Genomic DNA, 18,709 nt, shown 5'->3' on the forward strand with positions numbered 1-18,709 from the left:
AGAGGCTTTAAATGATCTTTGAAAGGTCTTTGAAGATCCTTTGAGAACCACTTTAAAACTCTTTGAGAAAAAATAAATTGCTACAAAACCTAGTGGCAAATTATACAAAACCTACTGGCAAGCTACAATAGGTGTTTTTTGTAAATTCTCTAAAAATTTAGGTCAAGATAACATGCTTTCTTCATTACAAAGGTTGTTGACGATAGTTTTTGTGTTACTTCCTTTAATATATAGCGTACAAAACTCTTATGCTGAGTTCTCTTCTGAAGAACAATACCAACGTTTTAAAAACAAAAGAAAAAATATTAAAGATAAGATACAATTGATTGAAGAAAGTATTTCTCATTTAAATATTTGGGAAAAAAATATTTCTAAATCAGAGTACTATAAGCGTTTGCAGGCGCAGAACAAGTTTTTAAAAGAACTGAAAAATCTGAAGGATGAATATTATAATTTGGGTTCGAAATTACAGGATCTATTTGAAAAAAAACAAAAATTTATCTCTAGGATACATATAGCGAGAGAGTACGAACTAGGGGAGTATGAAGAAAAGCTGATTAAAGCGAAGGATTATCTGAAAAAAACTCATATGTTTAATGAATGGAGAATGAATGAGGAGAGTGGAGGTGATGATGAGATAATGAAAAACTATCTCATATTTATTATTAATTGCAAAACTTTAGCGGATATATTGCAGAGTGATATAGGTGCTGTTTTGCGCAAAGATTTTGATTGGAAAGATAAAGATTTTGGTTGGGCAAAAGACGCAATTAATTCAATAAGTCCAAGTTTGGTCATGGATATTAAAGAATTACTAACAGATAGTTCTTATAGTTATGAAAAACAAACCTTTGACGATGTAAAAGATAGTATTACAGGAGATGGTTGGCTTATAAAAAATACACCTATGCTTTGTAGAACCATTAAAGAAGTACATAATATAATACTTCCAGACAAGAGAAAGAATGTTATGAATCGTATGCGTTCTCGTTTTGAAGAGTGGTTCAATTAGAGAGTATTCTTCTATTTTTTTAGTAATCTGTTCAAAACAGAAAAATATTTATTTTTTTATCACAGTATATTTTATAAGCTTTATGAATAATTACTTCAGGTAAATACAGTAAAAAATTAAGTTAACAAACTAAACAATAGAAAATATTTATAATAACTAGTTTATTTATATATATTTTTTAAATTTTTATTTTCTTATTATATAAATAAGTTTTCATATCTAATATATTATTATTCTTATCACATAAGATACAATTTAATCATTTTATAATGTATTCATTTCATATCACAAAATTTATTAATTAATAATAAGAGAGCTATTTCATAGCTCTGGTTATTTTATAGAGGGGAACAGAGTGATATGTTGAATTCATTTTACGTTAAAGTTTAAGTCATTAACCATTTATATCTTTAAAATTTGAAAAATAAAATCTTGATAGTTTATTTATCCATTTTATGAAGAAAAAAAGTTTTTAAATTTTGCTATAATTATATCGTGTTCAAACATAAAATGCTTTTGGTTTGTTTATCATTGACAGTTCTTATTTCAACACGGATGCTTATATTTCTCAGTACACTTAAGCTTATTTCATGAGGGGCCTATGAATAGTACAACATAAAATTTCCCATGAAGTGTATAAGATCTATTATCATCATTTTTGTTTAATAAAAATATAAAGTGGTACCATCATTACAATTGTTATTCCTCAATGTTGTACAACAGCATTGGACACGTGAGATGATTCCATAAGGGGTATTCTTATTTCTTTTCAACAGTTTGTATTTTATACAATCAACACCGCTTATAATGTGCAAGCGAATAGATTTTATTGTTTCAATACAAGAGAGGTTTACGCTATTAGAATTTATCTAAGCTATTGATTTATAATAATTCATTGTTTTCACATTGAATGAGAGTATAATGTAAGCTTATCTCATTCCAAATTTATTTACGTTGAATTAATCAAAGCTATTGGCTTGCACATTACAAGGGGAAAGGAGCCGTGTGGACAAAAATTGTCTAAGAAAGGAATAAAAATGCTTCTTATGAACCGTTTCGAGTGCCAAGGGCTGTTACGCACAACATTGAAAGCTGGCAAAGTATGCGATAGTACCAGCTTGATCCTTCATAAGCGTAAAAATGGGGGGGACTCAATAACTTTATCATTATATCATTCAAAAGCGCCATCGCGAAATGGGTTTAGGTACCTTGAGAGATGTGTCTTAAAAAAGCGCGTGAATAATACAATGGTGCTCTGTTATTCATGAGGGGGACCCATTAAAGGCAATGCGATAAACAAAAACGTGAGGCAATGCATAATCTTTAATATAAAAAATGCTAAATTATTTTTATAAATTAATATATTATTCTCTTTTAAAGAGAGTTTATTATAAAAATATTTTCAACAGTTATAAGTTGTCTGTCTAAGGAAAAGTATCGTTAAATTAAGAAAAAAGTAATTCCTTAATAGCTTATTTTAAAACTCAACTTTTTCAACCAGGATCTATAAAATACGAAGGTTTTATTACGAAAGCAGTTTTATGATAAAAGCGTACGATTATTGTTTCATAAACAAGGATAGAAAATTGTCTACAGAAAAAATTCCTTTACAATTTTTAAAAAGCTGCAGATTAGGAATGGATTTAATTCATCAAATGTCCTTATAGATTAACTTTGTCCTTTTCATTTATACTAGGGACATATAAAAATATAAACTTTATCTAATATTTTGAAACTTCACGAATTGCAATATTTGTTGCTAAAGCCTTAGTGCCTAAGATAAAGAGTAATAAGTGTAAAAAGTTTTAAATTCGTAAGATTTTTAGAATAGTATAGGAGTTTATTTTAATTGATATTGCAATATTGATTCGTTTGTGTAATCTTAGCGCAAATGCACGGAGGTGTTTTGTGGGTAAATTGCATCAAATTTCTGTGTGATAAAGAGGGGAAAGCTATATGGGTATATAAAAGTTTACATAGATCATCGTAGTTTTTTCTCTAAATTTGATTTTTTTTATATTGAAGTAAAAATAATAAAATTAAGTTTTATTTCATTATAATTTAATAAAATTTAAATTGGAACTATACTTAATATTTTTTAAAATTACTTAAAAGCGCGTTGAAAGGATTAACTTAATCATGTCGCATAAAAATTTTTATTCTGCTGTTTCGGTATTAGTTGGAGCAGCTGCCCTTTTTCTTGTAGCTGGTATTTCTGCAAATGCGCAGACTTTGTCGCAAGGTTGGTACAAAGTTTGCAGTAAGCAGCATGATGTTGATATTTGTAATACAATGAATACTGTATTATCGAATACGGGACAACCTTTAACGGCTTTTAATCTTGTTGAAATAAAAGGGAAGCAAAATGAAAAGCGTATAGGTATTCAAGTGCCTACAGGTCGTTTTTTGCCAGAAGGTGTTCACATTCAAATAGGTGATGGCTTCTCTAAAAAAATTCCTTATATCATTTGTAATGGACCAAGTTGTATTGCCAATGATGTTTTAGATGATAAGCTTATTGCAGCTATGAAAAGTGGTACAAAAATGGTTGTAACCACTGTTAATTTCCGTGGTTCAGCTAATCCTATTGAATTTTCTCTTAATGGATTTACAACGGCATATACCGGTCCTGGTATGGAAGAAAAAGATTTCCAACAAGAACAAATAAAGCTGCAGCAAGCTATTCAATCAAATCAAAAAGAAATTGAAGAGCGTATGCGGGCTGAGCAAGAAAAAGCAAAACAAAAATAATACACATAGGTCATAGAATTGGTTCAAACTTTTTCTATAATTGTTTATTTAGACCGCCACAATTTTTTGTGGCGGTCTCTTTTTATTGTTAATTTTTTGAAAGAGTTCTGCGTTTCCACCAACCAATACGCGCAGTTTTAGGAGAATCATGAGGTGTTGATGAAAGAACAACAGGTTGGTTAATTGTTTCTTCAATTTTGGAAGGAGAAGGTTCGACAGCTTTCTCCATCTTCATATCAGTTTCTTTTTCTAATGTTTTTTGTATTTCTGTTGTTTCTTTAGAGGATGAATTTTTACGTGTTCTACGTGTTGATTTCTTAGTGTTTTCAGGGGTTTTATCCTCACCCTCATGAACAGATTTCTCTGCTTTTTTTGTTTTAATTTTACGGACTGAACTGCTTGTAGGCTTTTCTTCAAGAGATTTTTGTTCTGCGACATTTTGATTATTCTCTAGAGAAAGATTATTTTCTACTGCCTTTGAAGAACGTGTTTTACGTTTTTTAGGTTTAACATTTGTATCAACTTTTGTCGCTTCATCTTGCTGTCGTATATCGAGAGCTTGTGTATCACTTTTTATTTCTTCAAGTTTAGAAGATTTAGCAGATGGAACACGACGTTTGCGGTGCGCTGCTTTAATTTCTTCTAAAGCCTGCTTAGCAAAATCCCCTACCGGTTCTGCGTAAGGAACGCGAATCTGATGAAAACTATTATCTTGATTGCGTCGACCACCACGACGTCCTCGACGGCGTCCTCGACGATAAGAATCATCGCTCAACGTATCTTCTTTTTTATGAACAGTGGAGAGAGAATGATCAGTCATTTCATCGTGACGATTTTTGCGTCGACGCTTTTGATTTGTTTCAATGGGAGGTGGATTTTCAATAGATTCGCTTTTTATGAAAACAAAATCTTCAAGCTTATTGTCATCTTCTAATGAAGATTGAGAAATGCTTTCTGCTATTGTGCCTTTAGAAATAACAAGATGTTGCGTTCCAATACTATCATCTGCTTCAATACTAATATTAAGTTTAAAGCGTGCCTCTAAATTAACAAGAATATTGCGTTTATGATTTAACACATAAAGCGCTGTTGCTACGGGTGTGCGCACAATAATATTATATTGCGAATTATGAAGAAGATATTCTTCAATTGAGCGCATGACATATAAAGCAATTGATGATTCAGAACGTATACTTCCTGTTCCTGCACAATGAGGGCAGGGCTGTGTTGTACTTTCTAAAACTGATATACGAATACGTTGACGGCTCATTTCTAAAAGGCCGAAGTGTGAAATATGACCAACTTGAATACGAGCACGATCACTTTTTAAACAGTCTTTTAATTTTTTTTCGACCAGTCGCACATTGCGTTCTTCAAGCATATCAATAAAATCAATCACGATTAAACCAGCAAGGTCACGTAAGCGTAATTGACGCGCTACTTCTTCTGCAGCTTCAAGGTTAGTTTGTAAGGCTGTCTTTTCGACAGAGAATTCTCTCGTAGAGCGTCCAGAATTTACATCAATAGCAACAAGTGCTTCTGTTTGATTAATAACAAGATAACCACCAGATTTTAAAGAAACCTGTGGTTGCAACATTTTATCAAGCTGAATTTCAATATTATTTCTTGCAAAAATAGGTGTAGGATCCCGATAAGGTTGTACGACTTTTGCATGACTTGGCATAAGCATACGCATAAAGTCTTTTGCTTCACGATATCCTTGGTCTCCGGAGACAAGAATTTCACTAATGTTTTTATTATAAAGATCTCGTATAGAACGTTTTATGAGATTGCTTTCTTCATGAACAAGGCATGGTGCCGTTGACTCAAGTGTCAAAGTGCGAATAGTATCCCATAATCGCATAAGATATTCATAATCGCGTTTAATTTCAGCTTTTGTTCTATTGGCGCCAGCGGTTCGTAAGATAACGCCCATACCCTTTGGAACGGCCAATTCTTTTACGATTTCTTTAAGACGCTTACGGTCTTGCACATTCGTGATTTTTCGTGAAATACCACCACCGCGTGCTGTGTTGGGCATGAGAACAGAATAACGACCTGCTAGAGAGAGATATGTTGTAAGGGCGGCACCTTTATTACCACGTTCTTCTTTGATGACTTGCACCAACAAAATTTGACGTCGTTTAATCACTTCTTGAATTTTATACTGGCGTCCTTGTTTTCTTTGATAGGTTGGGAGTTCTTCACGGATGTCTTCAGCACCAACCATTTCGATCTCATCGTAAGAAACATCGGCATTTAATATTTCCTCTGTATGATCAATAGTTACGGTTTCGGAGGTGTTATCATTTTCAACATCGGCTGCTATGACATTGTTTTTCGCATTTTTTTTTGTTCTTCTGGAGCGTTTTTTATTTTTAGTTGTTTCTTCCGGGAAAACATCTGCTGGATTTTCCCCTACAGCTGCTGCTTCCTCTTCTTCAAGAAGAGCAAGGCGATCAGCAATAGGAATTTGATAATAGTCAGGATGAATTTCAGAAAATGTTAAAAAACCATGTCGGTTTCCGCCATATTCAACAAAAGCTGCTTGGAGAGATGGTTCTACACGCGTAATACGTGCAAGATAAATATTCCCCTTGAGCTGTTTTTTATGTTCTGATTCAAAATCAAGTTCTTCGATTTTGTTTCCGTGAATAACAACAACACGTGTTTCCTCCGGATGGGAGGCATCTATAAGCATTTTGTTTGACATAAGTTAATATCCTGCAGGCGACATGCACAATTTTATTCAAACGAACGGTGTAATTATTCGTAGATGTAAAGGGCTGTCTGCCATAAAAGGGAAGTACCAGAAAAACAGGACGAAACATCACGTGTAGATGCATGACTGCATTTACACCATTTCTCATCATTATCTCCATCCGTTTTTTATGACTCATATTTCTTAAAAGTCTCTGGTAGAATAATCTTTAAAACAGTTCGGATATCCGAACCAACGAATCTTAAGTAATGCAATCCTAGTTTATAACATAGAAATTTTTCATCCATAACAAAGTCTCAACGCATAATATGCAACAGCCCCTTTATAAAGACAACTTACTATGAGTTACAGATAATTAGATCTATTATCAGTTAGGAAGCACCAATATTCTTTTATGTTGATATCATGCGTTTGGCAAGTAACAATGTAAATCATGTATCATGATAATATTTTTATTACCTTAATTTCGTTTTTGAGTATTTATAATGGAAGGGATTAACATTTATTGAAAAATAGAGAATAAATTGGTGTATCGTTTTTATATAACCAAGATAAATTATTACAAATGTCGTGTAGAGTACTTTGCTTATGATAAGAGGGCTTATGATAAGAATTTTTTTTACCCAAAAGCTGAAAATAGCCTATTGGGATGTTATTGTGCAATTCACATGCTTATTATTATTTTTTTTGGTATGCCAAACCAGTGTTCAAGCCGCGGATCCTTTGAAACTTATTAGTTTTCGAACCATTGGTGATAGTGCTCATACGCGTATAATTGCGGTTTTCAATTCAAAACCAAATGTTCGTTTGCAGGTTTTGGATAGGCCCGCACGTTTGATTATCAATTTACCTACCATTGACTTTTCAATGCAAAATACACCTTTAAAAAAACAGAATACATTGTCCGTTATGCTCTCAGATGTGCGTTATGCATTCTCTGACATACAGACTTCACGCATTGTTTTGACAAGCAAAACAGCTTTTGTTGTTGAAAAAAGTATCGTAAAAAAATTAGACAATGGTTTATGGCAATTGCTGGTTGATATTCGTAAAAGTACACAAGAAAAATTTGATAAGATATTAAAGAGCCAGCAAAGGACCAATTTTGATACAAAAGCACCGTTGATTTCGGCACAAAATTTTCGTGTTGTTCTTGATCCTGGTCATGGTGGTATTGATGGGGGTGCACGGGGGGTTACTGGAATTTTAGAAAAAGATGTAACTTTAGATTTTGCGCGGGCACTGCGAGATGAATTACAAAAAGATCCTCATATTAGCGTTGCCTTAACGCGTGATTCTAATATTTTTTTAAGATTAAGTGAAAGAGTTAAAAAAGCGCAAGAGTTTGAAGCTGATCTTTTTATATCCATTCACGCGGATACGATTGATGTACATTCTCTTCGTGGTGCCACAGTGTATACCATATCAGATAAAGCCTCTGATGCCATTGCGAAATCTTTAGCTGAAAGTGAAAATAAAGTTGATTTACTTGATGGTTTGCCTGCAGATGAAACGCTTGAAGTTACAGATATTTTGATGGATCTTACACGACGTGAAACGCATACATTTTCGGTTAATTTTGCAAATAGTGTTATTTCAAGTTTATCAAAGAGCCATATAAACTTGATCAATAACCCTCATCGCTATGCTAATTTTCAAGTTTTAAGAGCTTCAGATATACCCTCTGTCTTGATAGAGATAGGTTATTTATCAAATAAAGAGGATGAAAAGTTATTAAACGACCCTCATTGGAGAAAACAAATGGCAATCTCTATTGCTCATTCTATTCGTCAATTTGCTGATTATAGGCAGAAAATGGTACAGCCTCTTTAAATTTGTAAGAAAATAGAGTAATCAATATGGGTTTTTATGTATCCTAGTATAAATAAAAGATAGAAAACAATTTTTCTTTATCTCAATCTTGTGGTGATATCCACGTGGTGTGATTGAAGTAACATATTTTTTCTTTGATCAATTCTTAAGAAAGCGATAGCCGTTTTTATGATGATTTTTTTAAGATATCTTCTTCGTTTTTTTGTTGCTACTGGACTTTGTGGTGCAATAACATGGGGTGTTATAAGCAGTGGTCGAGCAAATGCACTTCCTGATTATGAAGTTCTTTCACTTTATGAGCCACCGGTAATGACCCGTGTCCATGCTTCTGATGGTCGTCTTATGGCAGAGTTTGCAACAAAACATCGCCTCTATTTGCCGATTCAATCAATCCCAAAGCTTGTTAAAGATGCTTTTATTTCGGCTGAAGATAAAAACTTTTATCATCATTTTGGTTTAGATCCCGAAGGGCTTTCTCGCGCTTTGATCAATAATATTCGTAATATTGGTGCTGGAAGACGTCCAGAAGGTGCATCAACTATAACGCAACAAGTCGCTAAAAACTTCCTTTTAAGTTCAGAAACAACGTTAGAGCGTAAATTTAAGGAAGCTATTTTAGCAATGCGTATTGAGAAGACTTACTCAAAAGATCATATCCTAGAGCTTTATCTCAATGAAATTTATTTGGGGCGTGGTACTTATGGTGTAGCCGCTGCTTCTTTGACCTATTTCAATAAATCCGTCAATGATTTGACGCTAGAACAATGTGCTTATTTGGCGGCTCTTCCAAAAGGACCAGCAAATTATGATCCATTTAAGAATACACAGCGTGCTATTGATCGGCGCAATTGGGTTATAGATCGGATGGTTGCAAATGGGTATGTAACGCGTGCACAAGGTGAAAAAGCGAAAGCTAAGCCTTTAGGAGCGACAATGCGCGGGAGCGATAGCTATGTTTTTGCGGCTGATTACTTTACTGAAGAAGTGCGTCGTCGTTTAATGCATCGCTATGGGGCTAAAACACTTTATGAAGGTGGTCTTTCAATTCGTACAACACTTGATCCGCATTTGCAAATTCTTGCTCGACGGGCTTTACACAATGGATTAATTAAATTTGATCATGCACAAGGATGGCGCGGAGCTTATGCACATATTGATAAGAAAGATGATTGGGGGATAGAACTTGCGAATATCACAGGGTTAAGTGATGTTCCTGAATGGCGTTTAGCTGTTGTTCTTTCTGCAAATCCCAATAAAGTAGAGATTGGTTTACAGCCAGAGCGTGAAGCTTCGGGGCTACTCTCAAAAAAACGCGAAATTGCTGTTTTATCTGAAGCTGATTCAAAATGGGCACTCCATGTTGTGAAAGAAAATGGTTATCGAAGAACTGTTCAGAGCTTGTCTCATGTTCTGCAAGTGGGGGATGTCATTTTTGTTGAAAAACTATCCAATACAAACAACACTTATCGTTTACAGCAAATACCCAAGGTTGAAGGGGCCATCGTTGCTATGGAACCTCATACAGGGCGGGTTCTTGCGATGGTGGGAGGTTTTTCTTTTGCTGCATCTGAATTTAATCGTGCAACCCAAGCTTATCGTCAACCGGGCTCTTCTTTTAAGCCTATTGTCTATGCAGCAGCGCTTGACATTGGATATACACCAGCAACGCTTATCTTAGATGGTCCCATCGAAGTTCGTCAATATAATGGAGAAGTTTGGCAACCCAAAAATTATGGTGGTACCTTTGCAGGACCTTCAACACTGCGTTATGGCATTGAGCATTCTCGTAATCTTATGACAGTACGGCTTGCCAATGATATGGGAATGCCTCTTGTCGCTGAATATGCAGAACGTTTTGGTGTGGTCGATAAATTGCAGCCTTATCTTCCAATGGCTTTAGGAGCTGCTGAAACAACAGTGTTACGGATGGTTACAGCTTATTCCGTTATTGCCAATGGGGGACGCTCTATTAAACCTTCTCTGATAGACCGAATTCAAGATCGTTATGGGAAGACAATTTATCGTCATGATGATCGTATTTGTGAAAATTGTAATACGCATTCATGGAACAATCAAAGAGAACCCACATTGATTGATGAGAGAGATCAAGTTCTTGATCCTATGACGGCTTATCAAATTACATCAATGATGGAAGGGGTTGTTCAACGCGGTACAGCTGCGCGTTTACGTTATCTCAATCGACATATTGCCGCTAAAACAGGAACCACCAATGATTCTAAAGATGTCTGGTTTATGGGATTTACTCCTGATCTCGTCGTTGGTGTTTTTGTTGGGTACGATCAACCAGCATCGCTGGGATATAATGGTACGGGAAGTTCATTGGCAGCACCTATTTTTGGTGAATTTATGGAAGCAGCTCTGAAGGGGAAACCAGATGTTCCCTTTAAGATGCCAAAGGGTATGATTTTAATGCCAATTAATCGGAAAACAGGAATGCTTGCGGAAAGAGGAGATCCAGATGTCATTATAGAAGCATTTAAACCAGGGACTGGTCCTGCGGATATATATCAAGTCATTGGGGGAACGAATTCTTTTCAAGAAGGTGTCCCTGCAGTAACCACTTCTCCACAAGTCAATAAAGCCCTTGAAAGTGGGACAGGTGGGCTGTATTAATCGATAAAATCTTCTTTGCCATGAGTCTTGGTTTTTATCTATTTTTTTATAGTGTTTGTCCTGTAAATAGAATGATGAACTTGTTCCATTTTCTGATAGAGGCTATTAAGTTTGTATAAAATGCTAAGAGACATAACGAGAAAGAGTATAGAAAAATACGGTGTTAAATTATGCGAGCAGAAATAGAAACATTAGTTGATGAAATCCAGAAGGCAATTCAATTGCTAAGGGGGCATCTTTGACTGGGATCAATCACTAAAACGTCTCGAATATCTTAATCAAAGAGCGGAAGATCCATCATTATGGGATGATGCGCAACAAGCACAGGATATGATGCGGGAGCGTCAACGTCTTGATGATTCAATCAATGGTCTTTTATCATTTACAAAAACACTTGAAGAATGCATTGAGCTCATCGCGATGGGTGAAGAAGAAAGTGATGTTGAAATTATCGCTGATGCAGAAAATTCAATACGTAATCTTAAAAATGAGATCGATAAAAGGCAAATTGATGTGCTTCTTTCAGGGGAGGCGGATCCCAATGATACCTATTTAGAAGTTCATGCTGGGGCAGGGGGAACAGAAAGCCAAGATTGGGCTTCTATGCTCTTGCGTATGTATATGCGCTGGGCTGAACAGCATGAAATGAAAGTTGAGCTATTAGAAATTCATGATGGGGAAGAAGCAGGAATAAAGTCAGCCACGATTCTTGTAAAAGGGCATAATGCTTATGGATTGTTAAAAACAGAATCAGGCGTTCATCGCTTGGTACGAATTTCCCCATTTGATTCGAATGCAAAGCGCCATACCTCTTTTGCAAGCATTTGGGTTTATCCGGTTATTGATGACAATATTGAAGTTGATGTGTCAGAGGCAGATGTGCGTATTGATACCTATCGTGCATCGGGAGCAGGAGGACAACATGTTAATACGACAGATTCTGCCGTTCGCATCACACATATAAAAACGGGGATTGTTGTTCAGTGTCAAACTGAGCGTTCTCAGCATAAAAATCGCGCCACGGCTTGGTCTATGTTACGGGCCCGTCTTTATGAAGAAGAGCTCAAAAAAAGAGAAGAAGAAACCAATGCTGTTGAATCTTCTAAAACAGAAATCGGATGGGGACATCAAATTAGATCTTATGTTCTTCAACCTTATCAACTTGTAAAAGACTTACGTACAGGGATTGAAAATACTGATCCACAATCCGTTCTTAATGGGAACTTAGATGCATTTATAGAGGCAGCACTTTCTCAACGTATTTATGGAAAAGACAAAGAAATTGAAGATATTCGTTAATGATATATCCCTCCTTCAAACCGTGTCGATTTATTTCTTAAACTGTTTGTTTTATTGATGTTGTGATGTATCGATAGTCCTTGATACGTAAAAGATTCAAAGAGATATTTTCTTGTTCCTTTTTTCAACAGCATCTTCTCACAAGCCAATCCTGCTTATGATGGACGCAAGTAAATTTTCTGATTAATTCAAGATAAGAAGGCTCCAAAAGGAGAAAAAATTACGATATTCGGAGGATTAATTTTAAGGATAAATAATTAGTTATCCTTATAAACGGACATATTGCAAAAATTGAATCCCTTGGAAAAATAAAATCAATTGGGGAGGCAGGCTATTGCTTTTAAAAGTATAGTACACCTCTAGTTCATATGCCATCATTACACTGTAAAAGTGTTGCAGCAGCTAAAACATTTTCAGCATGTCTAGATACGCTCACTTTGCGCCATTCTCTTTCTATCATTCCATTTGCATCAATTAAAAAAGTGCTCCGCTCGACACCCATATATTTGCGTCCATACATGCTTTTTTCCACCCAAACACCATAAGCTTGAAGGGTTGTTTTTTCTTCATCAGAAACCAAAATGACATCAAGTCCGTGTTTTAATTTAAATTTATCGTGTTTTTTTACATTATCTGGAGAGATTCCTATAACAGCAACACCGATTTCATCGAATTTCGTCTTTAATTGTGTGAAATCAAGAGCTTCACTTGTGCATCCACTCGTATCATCTTTGGGATAAAAATATAAAACAACAGGTTTGCCTCTAAAGTCAGAAAGACAGATTGTTTCTCCTCCATCGCGTGGCAAATTAAAATCAGGAGCAAGAGTACCTTTCATTGATTTTGTCATTTTTTTATCTTTCTTTTTGAGTGAAAAGATCAATTACCAGCATACAGAGAAGGAATAAAGTTTCAACTCTCTAGAAGACACTTATTTCAAAGATTTTTCACTATCATGTAAAAATCATTCTGTCATAAAAACTAAATGAAAAAATCAGCAAAAAAGCGTAAGAAACATCCCTATTTGGGATATAAAACCTATAGAATGAATGAGACATCAATAGATTATAAAGGTTTAATCAATATATGCTTTTTCTTCCCAAAAGAAAGTTTAATGATTCCTTCTGCTGTGACATCTTTTTCAATAATAAGGTGTGTTTCATCCTTTATTATTTGATCATTAACACGTATCCCTCCGCCTTGAATATGACGGCGCGCCTCACTGTTTGATTTTGCAAGTCCTGCTTTTACTAAAAGAGAGAGCAATCCAGCACCTGTTTTTAATTCTGTTGCGCTCATTTCAACCGTTGGAAGATTTTCTCCAAGTGTTTTTTCTTCAAATGTTTTGCGGGCAGTTTCTGCAGCTGCATCGGCAAGAGAACGTCCATGCAACATTGCTGTAATTTCTGTTGCAAGAATTTTTTTTGCTTCGTTAATTTCAGTTCCTTGTAATAGAGAAAGTTTGAGAATCTCATCCATTGGTAATGTGGTATAGAGTTTTAGAAATCGCGTTACATCAGCGTCTTCTGTATTACGCCAATATTGCCAAAATTGATAAGGTGAAAGCATATCGGCATTAAGCCACACAGCACCATTCAATGACTTACCCATTTTAGCACCGGAAGAGGTTGTCAGCAATGGTGATGTTAATGCATATAATTGCGGTGTTCCTAAACGATGCCCCAATTCGATACCGTTAATAATGTTGCCCCATTGATCCGATCCCCCCATTTGCATACGCAATCCATAACGTTTATAAAGTTCAACAAAATCATATGCTTGAAGAATCATATAATTAAACTCTAAGAAGGACAAAGAGTGTTCACGCTCAAGTCTGAGTCTAACAGAATCAAATGACAACATACGATTGACAGAAAAATGTTTTCCTACATCACGCAAAAATTCTAAGTAGTTTAAATTGCACAACCATTCAGCATTATTCACAATACAAGCATCGGTTTCTCGATCACCGAATGTCAAATAGTTAGCAAATACTTTTTTAATACCATCAATATTTTCCGCAATATCATCTTGTGTTAGAAGGCGTCGTGCTTCATCTTTAAAGGAAGGATCACCGATCAATCCTGTTCCTCCACCCATCAAAGCAATGGGGCGGTGTCCCGTTTTTTGTAACCAATAAAGCATCATAATCTGAAGAAGACTTCCAGCATGTAAGCTTGATGCTGTGGGATCAAATCCAGTATAAGCACTTACTGTTTCTTTTAAAAAAAGATCATCTAAGCCTTTTTCATCCGAAATTTGATGGATAAAACCACGTTCGCTCATAATGTGTAAAAAATCAGATTTAAAGGCAAACACAGAGTCAATTTCCTAATTTAAGAGGGCATTCATTTTATATAACAGATGATCATATAATGGATCATTAATGCCTTATCTAGCATAAATGACACACATATCACAAGAAAACCAGATATATTGATCATGAAGATAATAATACGGGGACTATTCCCTTTTTACGCTAAAAAACATAGGCCAATAGAAAATAAGATAAAAAAGACACTTTTTTATCCTGTTTTCTATCCTAAAAAAATTTAGAAAAGTCGCAAATACAGCCTGAAAAAAATTACTTTGTTATGATCAGAAACGATTTTTGCTGATTTTTTATAAATCTTTCGTGTTTTCCTAAGTGAGTGAAAGTATTTCAGGAGGAGAGCCTAGAAGTTCATTGGTGATGTGGTTATCCAAATAGTGGGCACATCGTTCAATCAGTTCTTCATGATATCCACTAAAAAAGTGATTAGCCCCTTCCAGTATTTCTTGTGTGATGATGATACCTTTTTGTGTTTTCAATTTATCAACAAGCAGTTGAACATCTTTAGGAGGGGCAACTTTATCGATACCACCATGAATGATAAGTCCAGAGGAGGGACAAGGTGCAAGAAATGAAAAGTCATAAACATTAGGCTGAGGGGCAACAGAGATAAATCCTTCAATTTCTGGTCGACGCATTAAAAGTTGCATACCAATCCATGCTCCAAATGAATATCCCGCTACCCAGCAATTTTTAGAGTCTGGATGTTGTGTTTGTACCCAATCGAGAGCCGCTGCCGCATCTGAAAGTTCTCCTATTCCATAATCAAATTCCCCCTGACTACGCCCGATACCACGAAAGTTAAAACGGAGAGTTGTAAAGCCACGTTGTTGGAACATATAAAAGAGATCATAGACAATTTTATGATTCATCGTTCCACCAAATTGGGGATGAGGGTGCAAAATGATTGCAATGGGTGCATTTTTTTGTTGTGAAGGTTGATAACGCCCTTCGAGCCGACCCGCGGGACCGTTAAAAATAATTTCTGGCATAAAATGCTCCTTAAATGCTATGAAAGGCTTTTATTGACCTTGGTCGACTTTTACCATAGAATCTCTTAAATAATCATTAGATATTCTTTTTTAAGTGCACTTTTCAAGAAAATTGCGCTATTTTTTTAATCAATTCATAAGATTAATGGTTGCGATGTAAAATGGTTATCAAACGTCGATATTTTGATCATAACGCAACAACACCGCTCAAAAAAATGGCGCGGATGGCGTTACTGGAATCTTTAGAGATATTTGGTAATCCATCATCTGTTCATAAGGAAGGGCGTGCTGCTAAAACTTTATTGCAAAAGGCGCGTCGACAAATCGCTGAAAATCTTAAAACAGATCCAGATAACGTTGTCTTTACCTCTGGAGCGAGTGAAGCAGCAATGACTTTGTTAACACCCTTTTACACAATGGGGAATGCAAAGGTTCAATTTTCTCATCTTTACCTTGGAGCGACTGAACACCCTTCTGTTGCAGAAGGAGGACGTTTTTCTAAAGAATTGATAAGTGTCATTGCTGTTGATCAAGATGGGCTTATTCAACAAGATAAATTAACATCACTCTTAAGGGCTCACGATAAGACAAAAGGTTTACCTCTTGTTGCTATTCAAGCTGCAAATAGTGAAACTGGTGTTATTCAGCCGTTAAAAGAAATAGCTGCTATTGTTCGGAATTTAGGAGGCACTCTTGTTGTTGATTTGACTCAATATATCGATAAAAATTTTGTTGATATTAATCAGCTAGGAGGAGACTTTTTTATACTGTCTGCCCATAAAGTTGGCGGTCCTAAAGGAGTTGGTGCATTTGTTTCATGTGGCAATCTTCTCATGCCAACTCCTCTTATTACTGGGGGGGGACAAGAAAAAGGCTTTCGTGGAGGAACAGAAGCATTGCCCCTTATTGCTGCTTTTGGAGCAGCAATGGCTGATTGTTTCACAAAGGAAGAAATAAAACAGTTAATATATTTACGAGGTAAATTAGAAGATGGACTCCAAAAAATAAGTCAAGATATTGAAATATTTGGCAAAAGAGTTCAACGTTTGCCAAATACAACTTACTTTACCGTAAAAAATATAAAAGCTGAAACGATGCAAATTGCTTTTGATTTAGAAGGTTTTTCTGTATCGGCTGGTTCTGCTTGTTCTTCAGGAAAAGTAAAACAAAGCAAAGTTTTGGAAGCAATGGGGTATCATGTTCCAAATGGCGCCATTCGCATTTCGATAGGACGTGATACAACTTCTGAAGACATTGATGATTTTCTATTGTTTTTTTCTCAAATGATAAACAAGAAAAAAGGATAAAATTCATCATGAAGAAATTATAAAAATTAGAATTATTTTAAAAATAAAATAACTTTGATTGAAATTTTCGCACTTTGCCTATAGCCTAAGAAATAACTTGCTTAACTTTAATCTTGTAAAAAAAACAAGGCTTTTAGTTACCGGTTTTTGATGCCAAAAAATGGAGAAGATTTATGCCGGCAGTACAAGAAACGATACGCCAAGTTCGTGAGATAGATGTTGACCAATATAAATATGGCTTTGAAACGAAAATTAAAACGGATAAAGCGCCGAAAGGTTTGAATGAAGATATTATCAAATTTATTTCTGCTAAAAAAAATGAACCTGAATGGATGCTAACATGGCGCTTACAAGCTTACCGCCGTTGGTTGACAATGCAAGAGCCACATTGGGCGCGTCTTGAATATCCTAAAATTGATTTTCAGGAGCTTTATTATTATGCTGCCCCTAAAAATCATACAGGACCAAAATCTTTGGACGAAGTGGATCCTGAGTTATTAGCAACGTACGAAAAACTTGGCATTCCCCTTAAAGAACAAGAGATTTTGGCAGGGGTAAGAAAACAGTCTGATCCCTCTACGTTTGATGACAGTGTATCTGTATCGGGGCAGGTGGCTGTTGATGCGGTCTTTGATTCTGTTTCTGTTGTGACAACATTTAAAAAAGAACTGGCACGTGCTGGTGTAATTTTTTGCTCTATTTCGGAGGCGATTATTGAACATTCTGAGCTTATTAAAGAATATTTGGGAACCGTTGTACCAGTAGGGGATAATTATTATGCGGCCTTAAATGCAGCTGTGTTTACAGACGGCTCATTTGTTTATATTCCCAAAGGGGTTCGTTGTCCTATGGAGCTTTCAACTTATTTTAGGATTAATGAACGCAATACAGGCCAATTTGAGCGAACATTGATTATCGCTGCTGAAGATTCCTATGTTTCTTATCTTGAAGGGTGTACAGCCCCCCAACGTGATGAAAACCAGCTTCATGCTGCTGTTGTTGAGCTTATTGCCCTCGAAAATGCAGAGATTAAATATTCTACAGTACAAAACTGGTACCCTGGCGATAAAGATGGAAAGGGCGGTATTTATAATTTTGTGACGAAGCGTGGAGATTGTCGAGGGGATAACTCTAAAATTTCTTGGACACAAGTTGAGACTGGTTCTGCGATTACTTGGAAATATCCATCATGTTTACTTCGTGGTGATAATGCGCGTGGAGAATTTTATTCTATTGCTGTTGCAAACGGTCACCAACAAATTGATTCCGGTACAAAAATGATTCATTTAGGAAAAAATACCTCCAGTCGTATTATTTCCAAAGGCATTTCTGCTGGTTTTTCAAATAACACTTATCGAGGACAAGTCACTGCACATCGAAAAGCACAAAATGCGCGTAACTTTACGCAATGTGATAGTTTGTTAATCGGAAATGATTGTGGGGCACATACAGTCCCTTATATTGAAGCAAAAAATGCAACAGCTCAGTTTGAACATGAGGCTACAACATCAAAAATTTCTGATGACCAACTTTTTTATGTTATGCAAAGAGGAATTCCTGAAGAAGAAGCTATTGCATTAATTGTCAATGGTTTTGTAAAAGAAGTTATTCAAAAACTTCCCATGGAATTTGCTGTCGAAGCGCAAAAGCTTATTGGTATTAGCCTTGAAGGAAGTGTTGGGTAATTTTATTTAATGAAGATAAATCGAAGACTTGATGCAAAAAGGCTGTAACAGTAGAAAATAATGTAAAAAAATAACTTCTATTGTGATTACAAAAGGAGCTAGATGCTAAGGCAAAAAAATATATGCATTGGTATCTGAAAAA

Annotated in this window: 11 protein-coding genes; 7 read left to right on the forward strand and 4 right to left on the reverse strand. The window is 35.6% G+C overall.

Annotated elements, in window-relative coordinates; genetic code table 11:
- Window positions 1-172 precede the first annotated feature (172 nt).
- Both PVV57_RS07410 and PVV57_RS07415 read left to right on the forward strand, forming a co-directional pair.
- On the forward strand, window positions 173-1,012 hold the full coding sequence (locus PVV57_RS07410; protein WP_273718325.1) for a hypothetical protein: 840 nt from the start codon (window positions 173-175) through the stop codon (window positions 1,010-1,012).
- A gap of 2,139 nt (window positions 1,013-3,151) precedes the next feature.
- Window positions 3,152-3,763 (forward strand): invasion associated locus B family protein, encoded by a 612-nt coding sequence (locus PVV57_RS07415; RefSeq protein WP_273718327.1) that lies wholly within the window; start codon window positions 3,152-3,154, stop codon window positions 3,761-3,763.
- An 88-nt stretch (window positions 3,764-3,851) separates the two neighbouring features.
- Here the strand turns inward: PVV57_RS07415 and PVV57_RS07420 are convergent, their stop codons facing one another.
- Window positions 3,852-6,476, reverse strand: coding sequence for an Rne/Rng family ribonuclease (locus PVV57_RS07420; protein ID WP_273783736.1), 2,625 nt, complete (start codon window positions 6,474-6,476; stop codon window positions 3,852-3,854).
- 612 nt (window positions 6,477-7,088) lie between these two features.
- On the opposite strand from PVV57_RS07420, the gene PVV57_RS07425 reads away from it, so the two are divergent.
- The 3 genes from PVV57_RS07425 to prfB all read left to right on the forward strand — a co-directional run bounded on the left by PVV57_RS07425 (window position 7,089) and on the right by prfB (window position 12,251).
- On the forward strand, window positions 7,089-8,318 hold the full coding sequence (locus tag PVV57_RS07425) for an N-acetylmuramoyl-L-alanine amidase (RefSeq protein WP_273783737.1): 1,230 nt from the start codon (window positions 7,089-7,091) through the stop codon (window positions 8,316-8,318).
- Window positions 8,319-8,486: 168 nt separating this feature from the next.
- Entirely contained in the window at window positions 8,487-10,952 is a 2,466-nt protein-coding gene (locus PVV57_RS07430) for a penicillin-binding protein 1A (RefSeq protein WP_273783739.1), read from the forward strand.
- Window positions 10,953-11,122: 170 nt separating this feature from the next.
- A protein-coding gene (gene prfB, locus PVV57_RS07435; RefSeq protein WP_273718348.1) for a peptide chain release factor 2 occupies window positions 11,123-12,251 on the forward strand; the annotation gives its coding sequence in 2 pieces (ribosomal slippage) (window positions 11,123-11,191 and window positions 11,193-12,251; 1,128 coding nt in all).
- 364 nt (window positions 12,252-12,615) lie between these two features.
- On the opposite strand, the gene PVV57_RS07440 is transcribed toward prfB, so the two are convergent.
- The 3 genes from PVV57_RS07440 to PVV57_RS07450 form a co-directional block, all read right to left on the reverse strand.
- Entirely contained in the window at window positions 12,616-13,101 is a 486-nt protein-coding gene (locus tag PVV57_RS07440; RefSeq protein ID WP_273718350.1) for a peroxiredoxin, read from the reverse strand.
- A 215-nt stretch (window positions 13,102-13,316) separates the two neighbouring features.
- Complete coding sequence (tyrS, locus tag PVV57_RS07445) at window positions 13,317-14,570, reverse strand: tyrosine--tRNA ligase (protein ID WP_273783741.1); 1,254 nt, start codon at window positions 14,568-14,570, stop codon at window positions 13,317-13,319.
- A 324-nt stretch (window positions 14,571-14,894) separates the two neighbouring features.
- Entirely contained in the window at window positions 14,895-15,575 is a 681-nt protein-coding gene (locus PVV57_RS07450; protein ID WP_012231761.1) for an alpha/beta hydrolase, read from the reverse strand.
- Window positions 15,576-15,736: 161 nt separating this feature from the next.
- On the opposite strand from PVV57_RS07450, the gene PVV57_RS07455 reads away from it, so the two are divergent.
- Both PVV57_RS07455 and sufB read left to right on the forward strand, forming a co-directional pair.
- Entirely contained in the window at window positions 15,737-16,882 is a 1,146-nt protein-coding gene (locus PVV57_RS07455; protein ID WP_273718355.1) for a cysteine desulfurase family protein, read from the forward strand.
- A 173-nt stretch (window positions 16,883-17,055) separates the two neighbouring features.
- Window positions 17,056-18,567 (forward strand): Fe-S cluster assembly protein SufB, encoded by a 1,512-nt coding sequence (sufB, locus tag PVV57_RS07460; protein ID WP_273718357.1) that lies wholly within the window; start codon window positions 17,056-17,058, stop codon window positions 18,565-18,567.
- Window positions 18,568-18,709: the final 142 nt, after the last annotated feature.

The organism is Bartonella sp. AU15XJBT, from assembly GCF_028618615.1.
In the GTDB taxonomy this organism is placed as follows: domain Bacteria; phylum Pseudomonadota; class Alphaproteobacteria; order Rhizobiales; family Rhizobiaceae; genus Bartonella.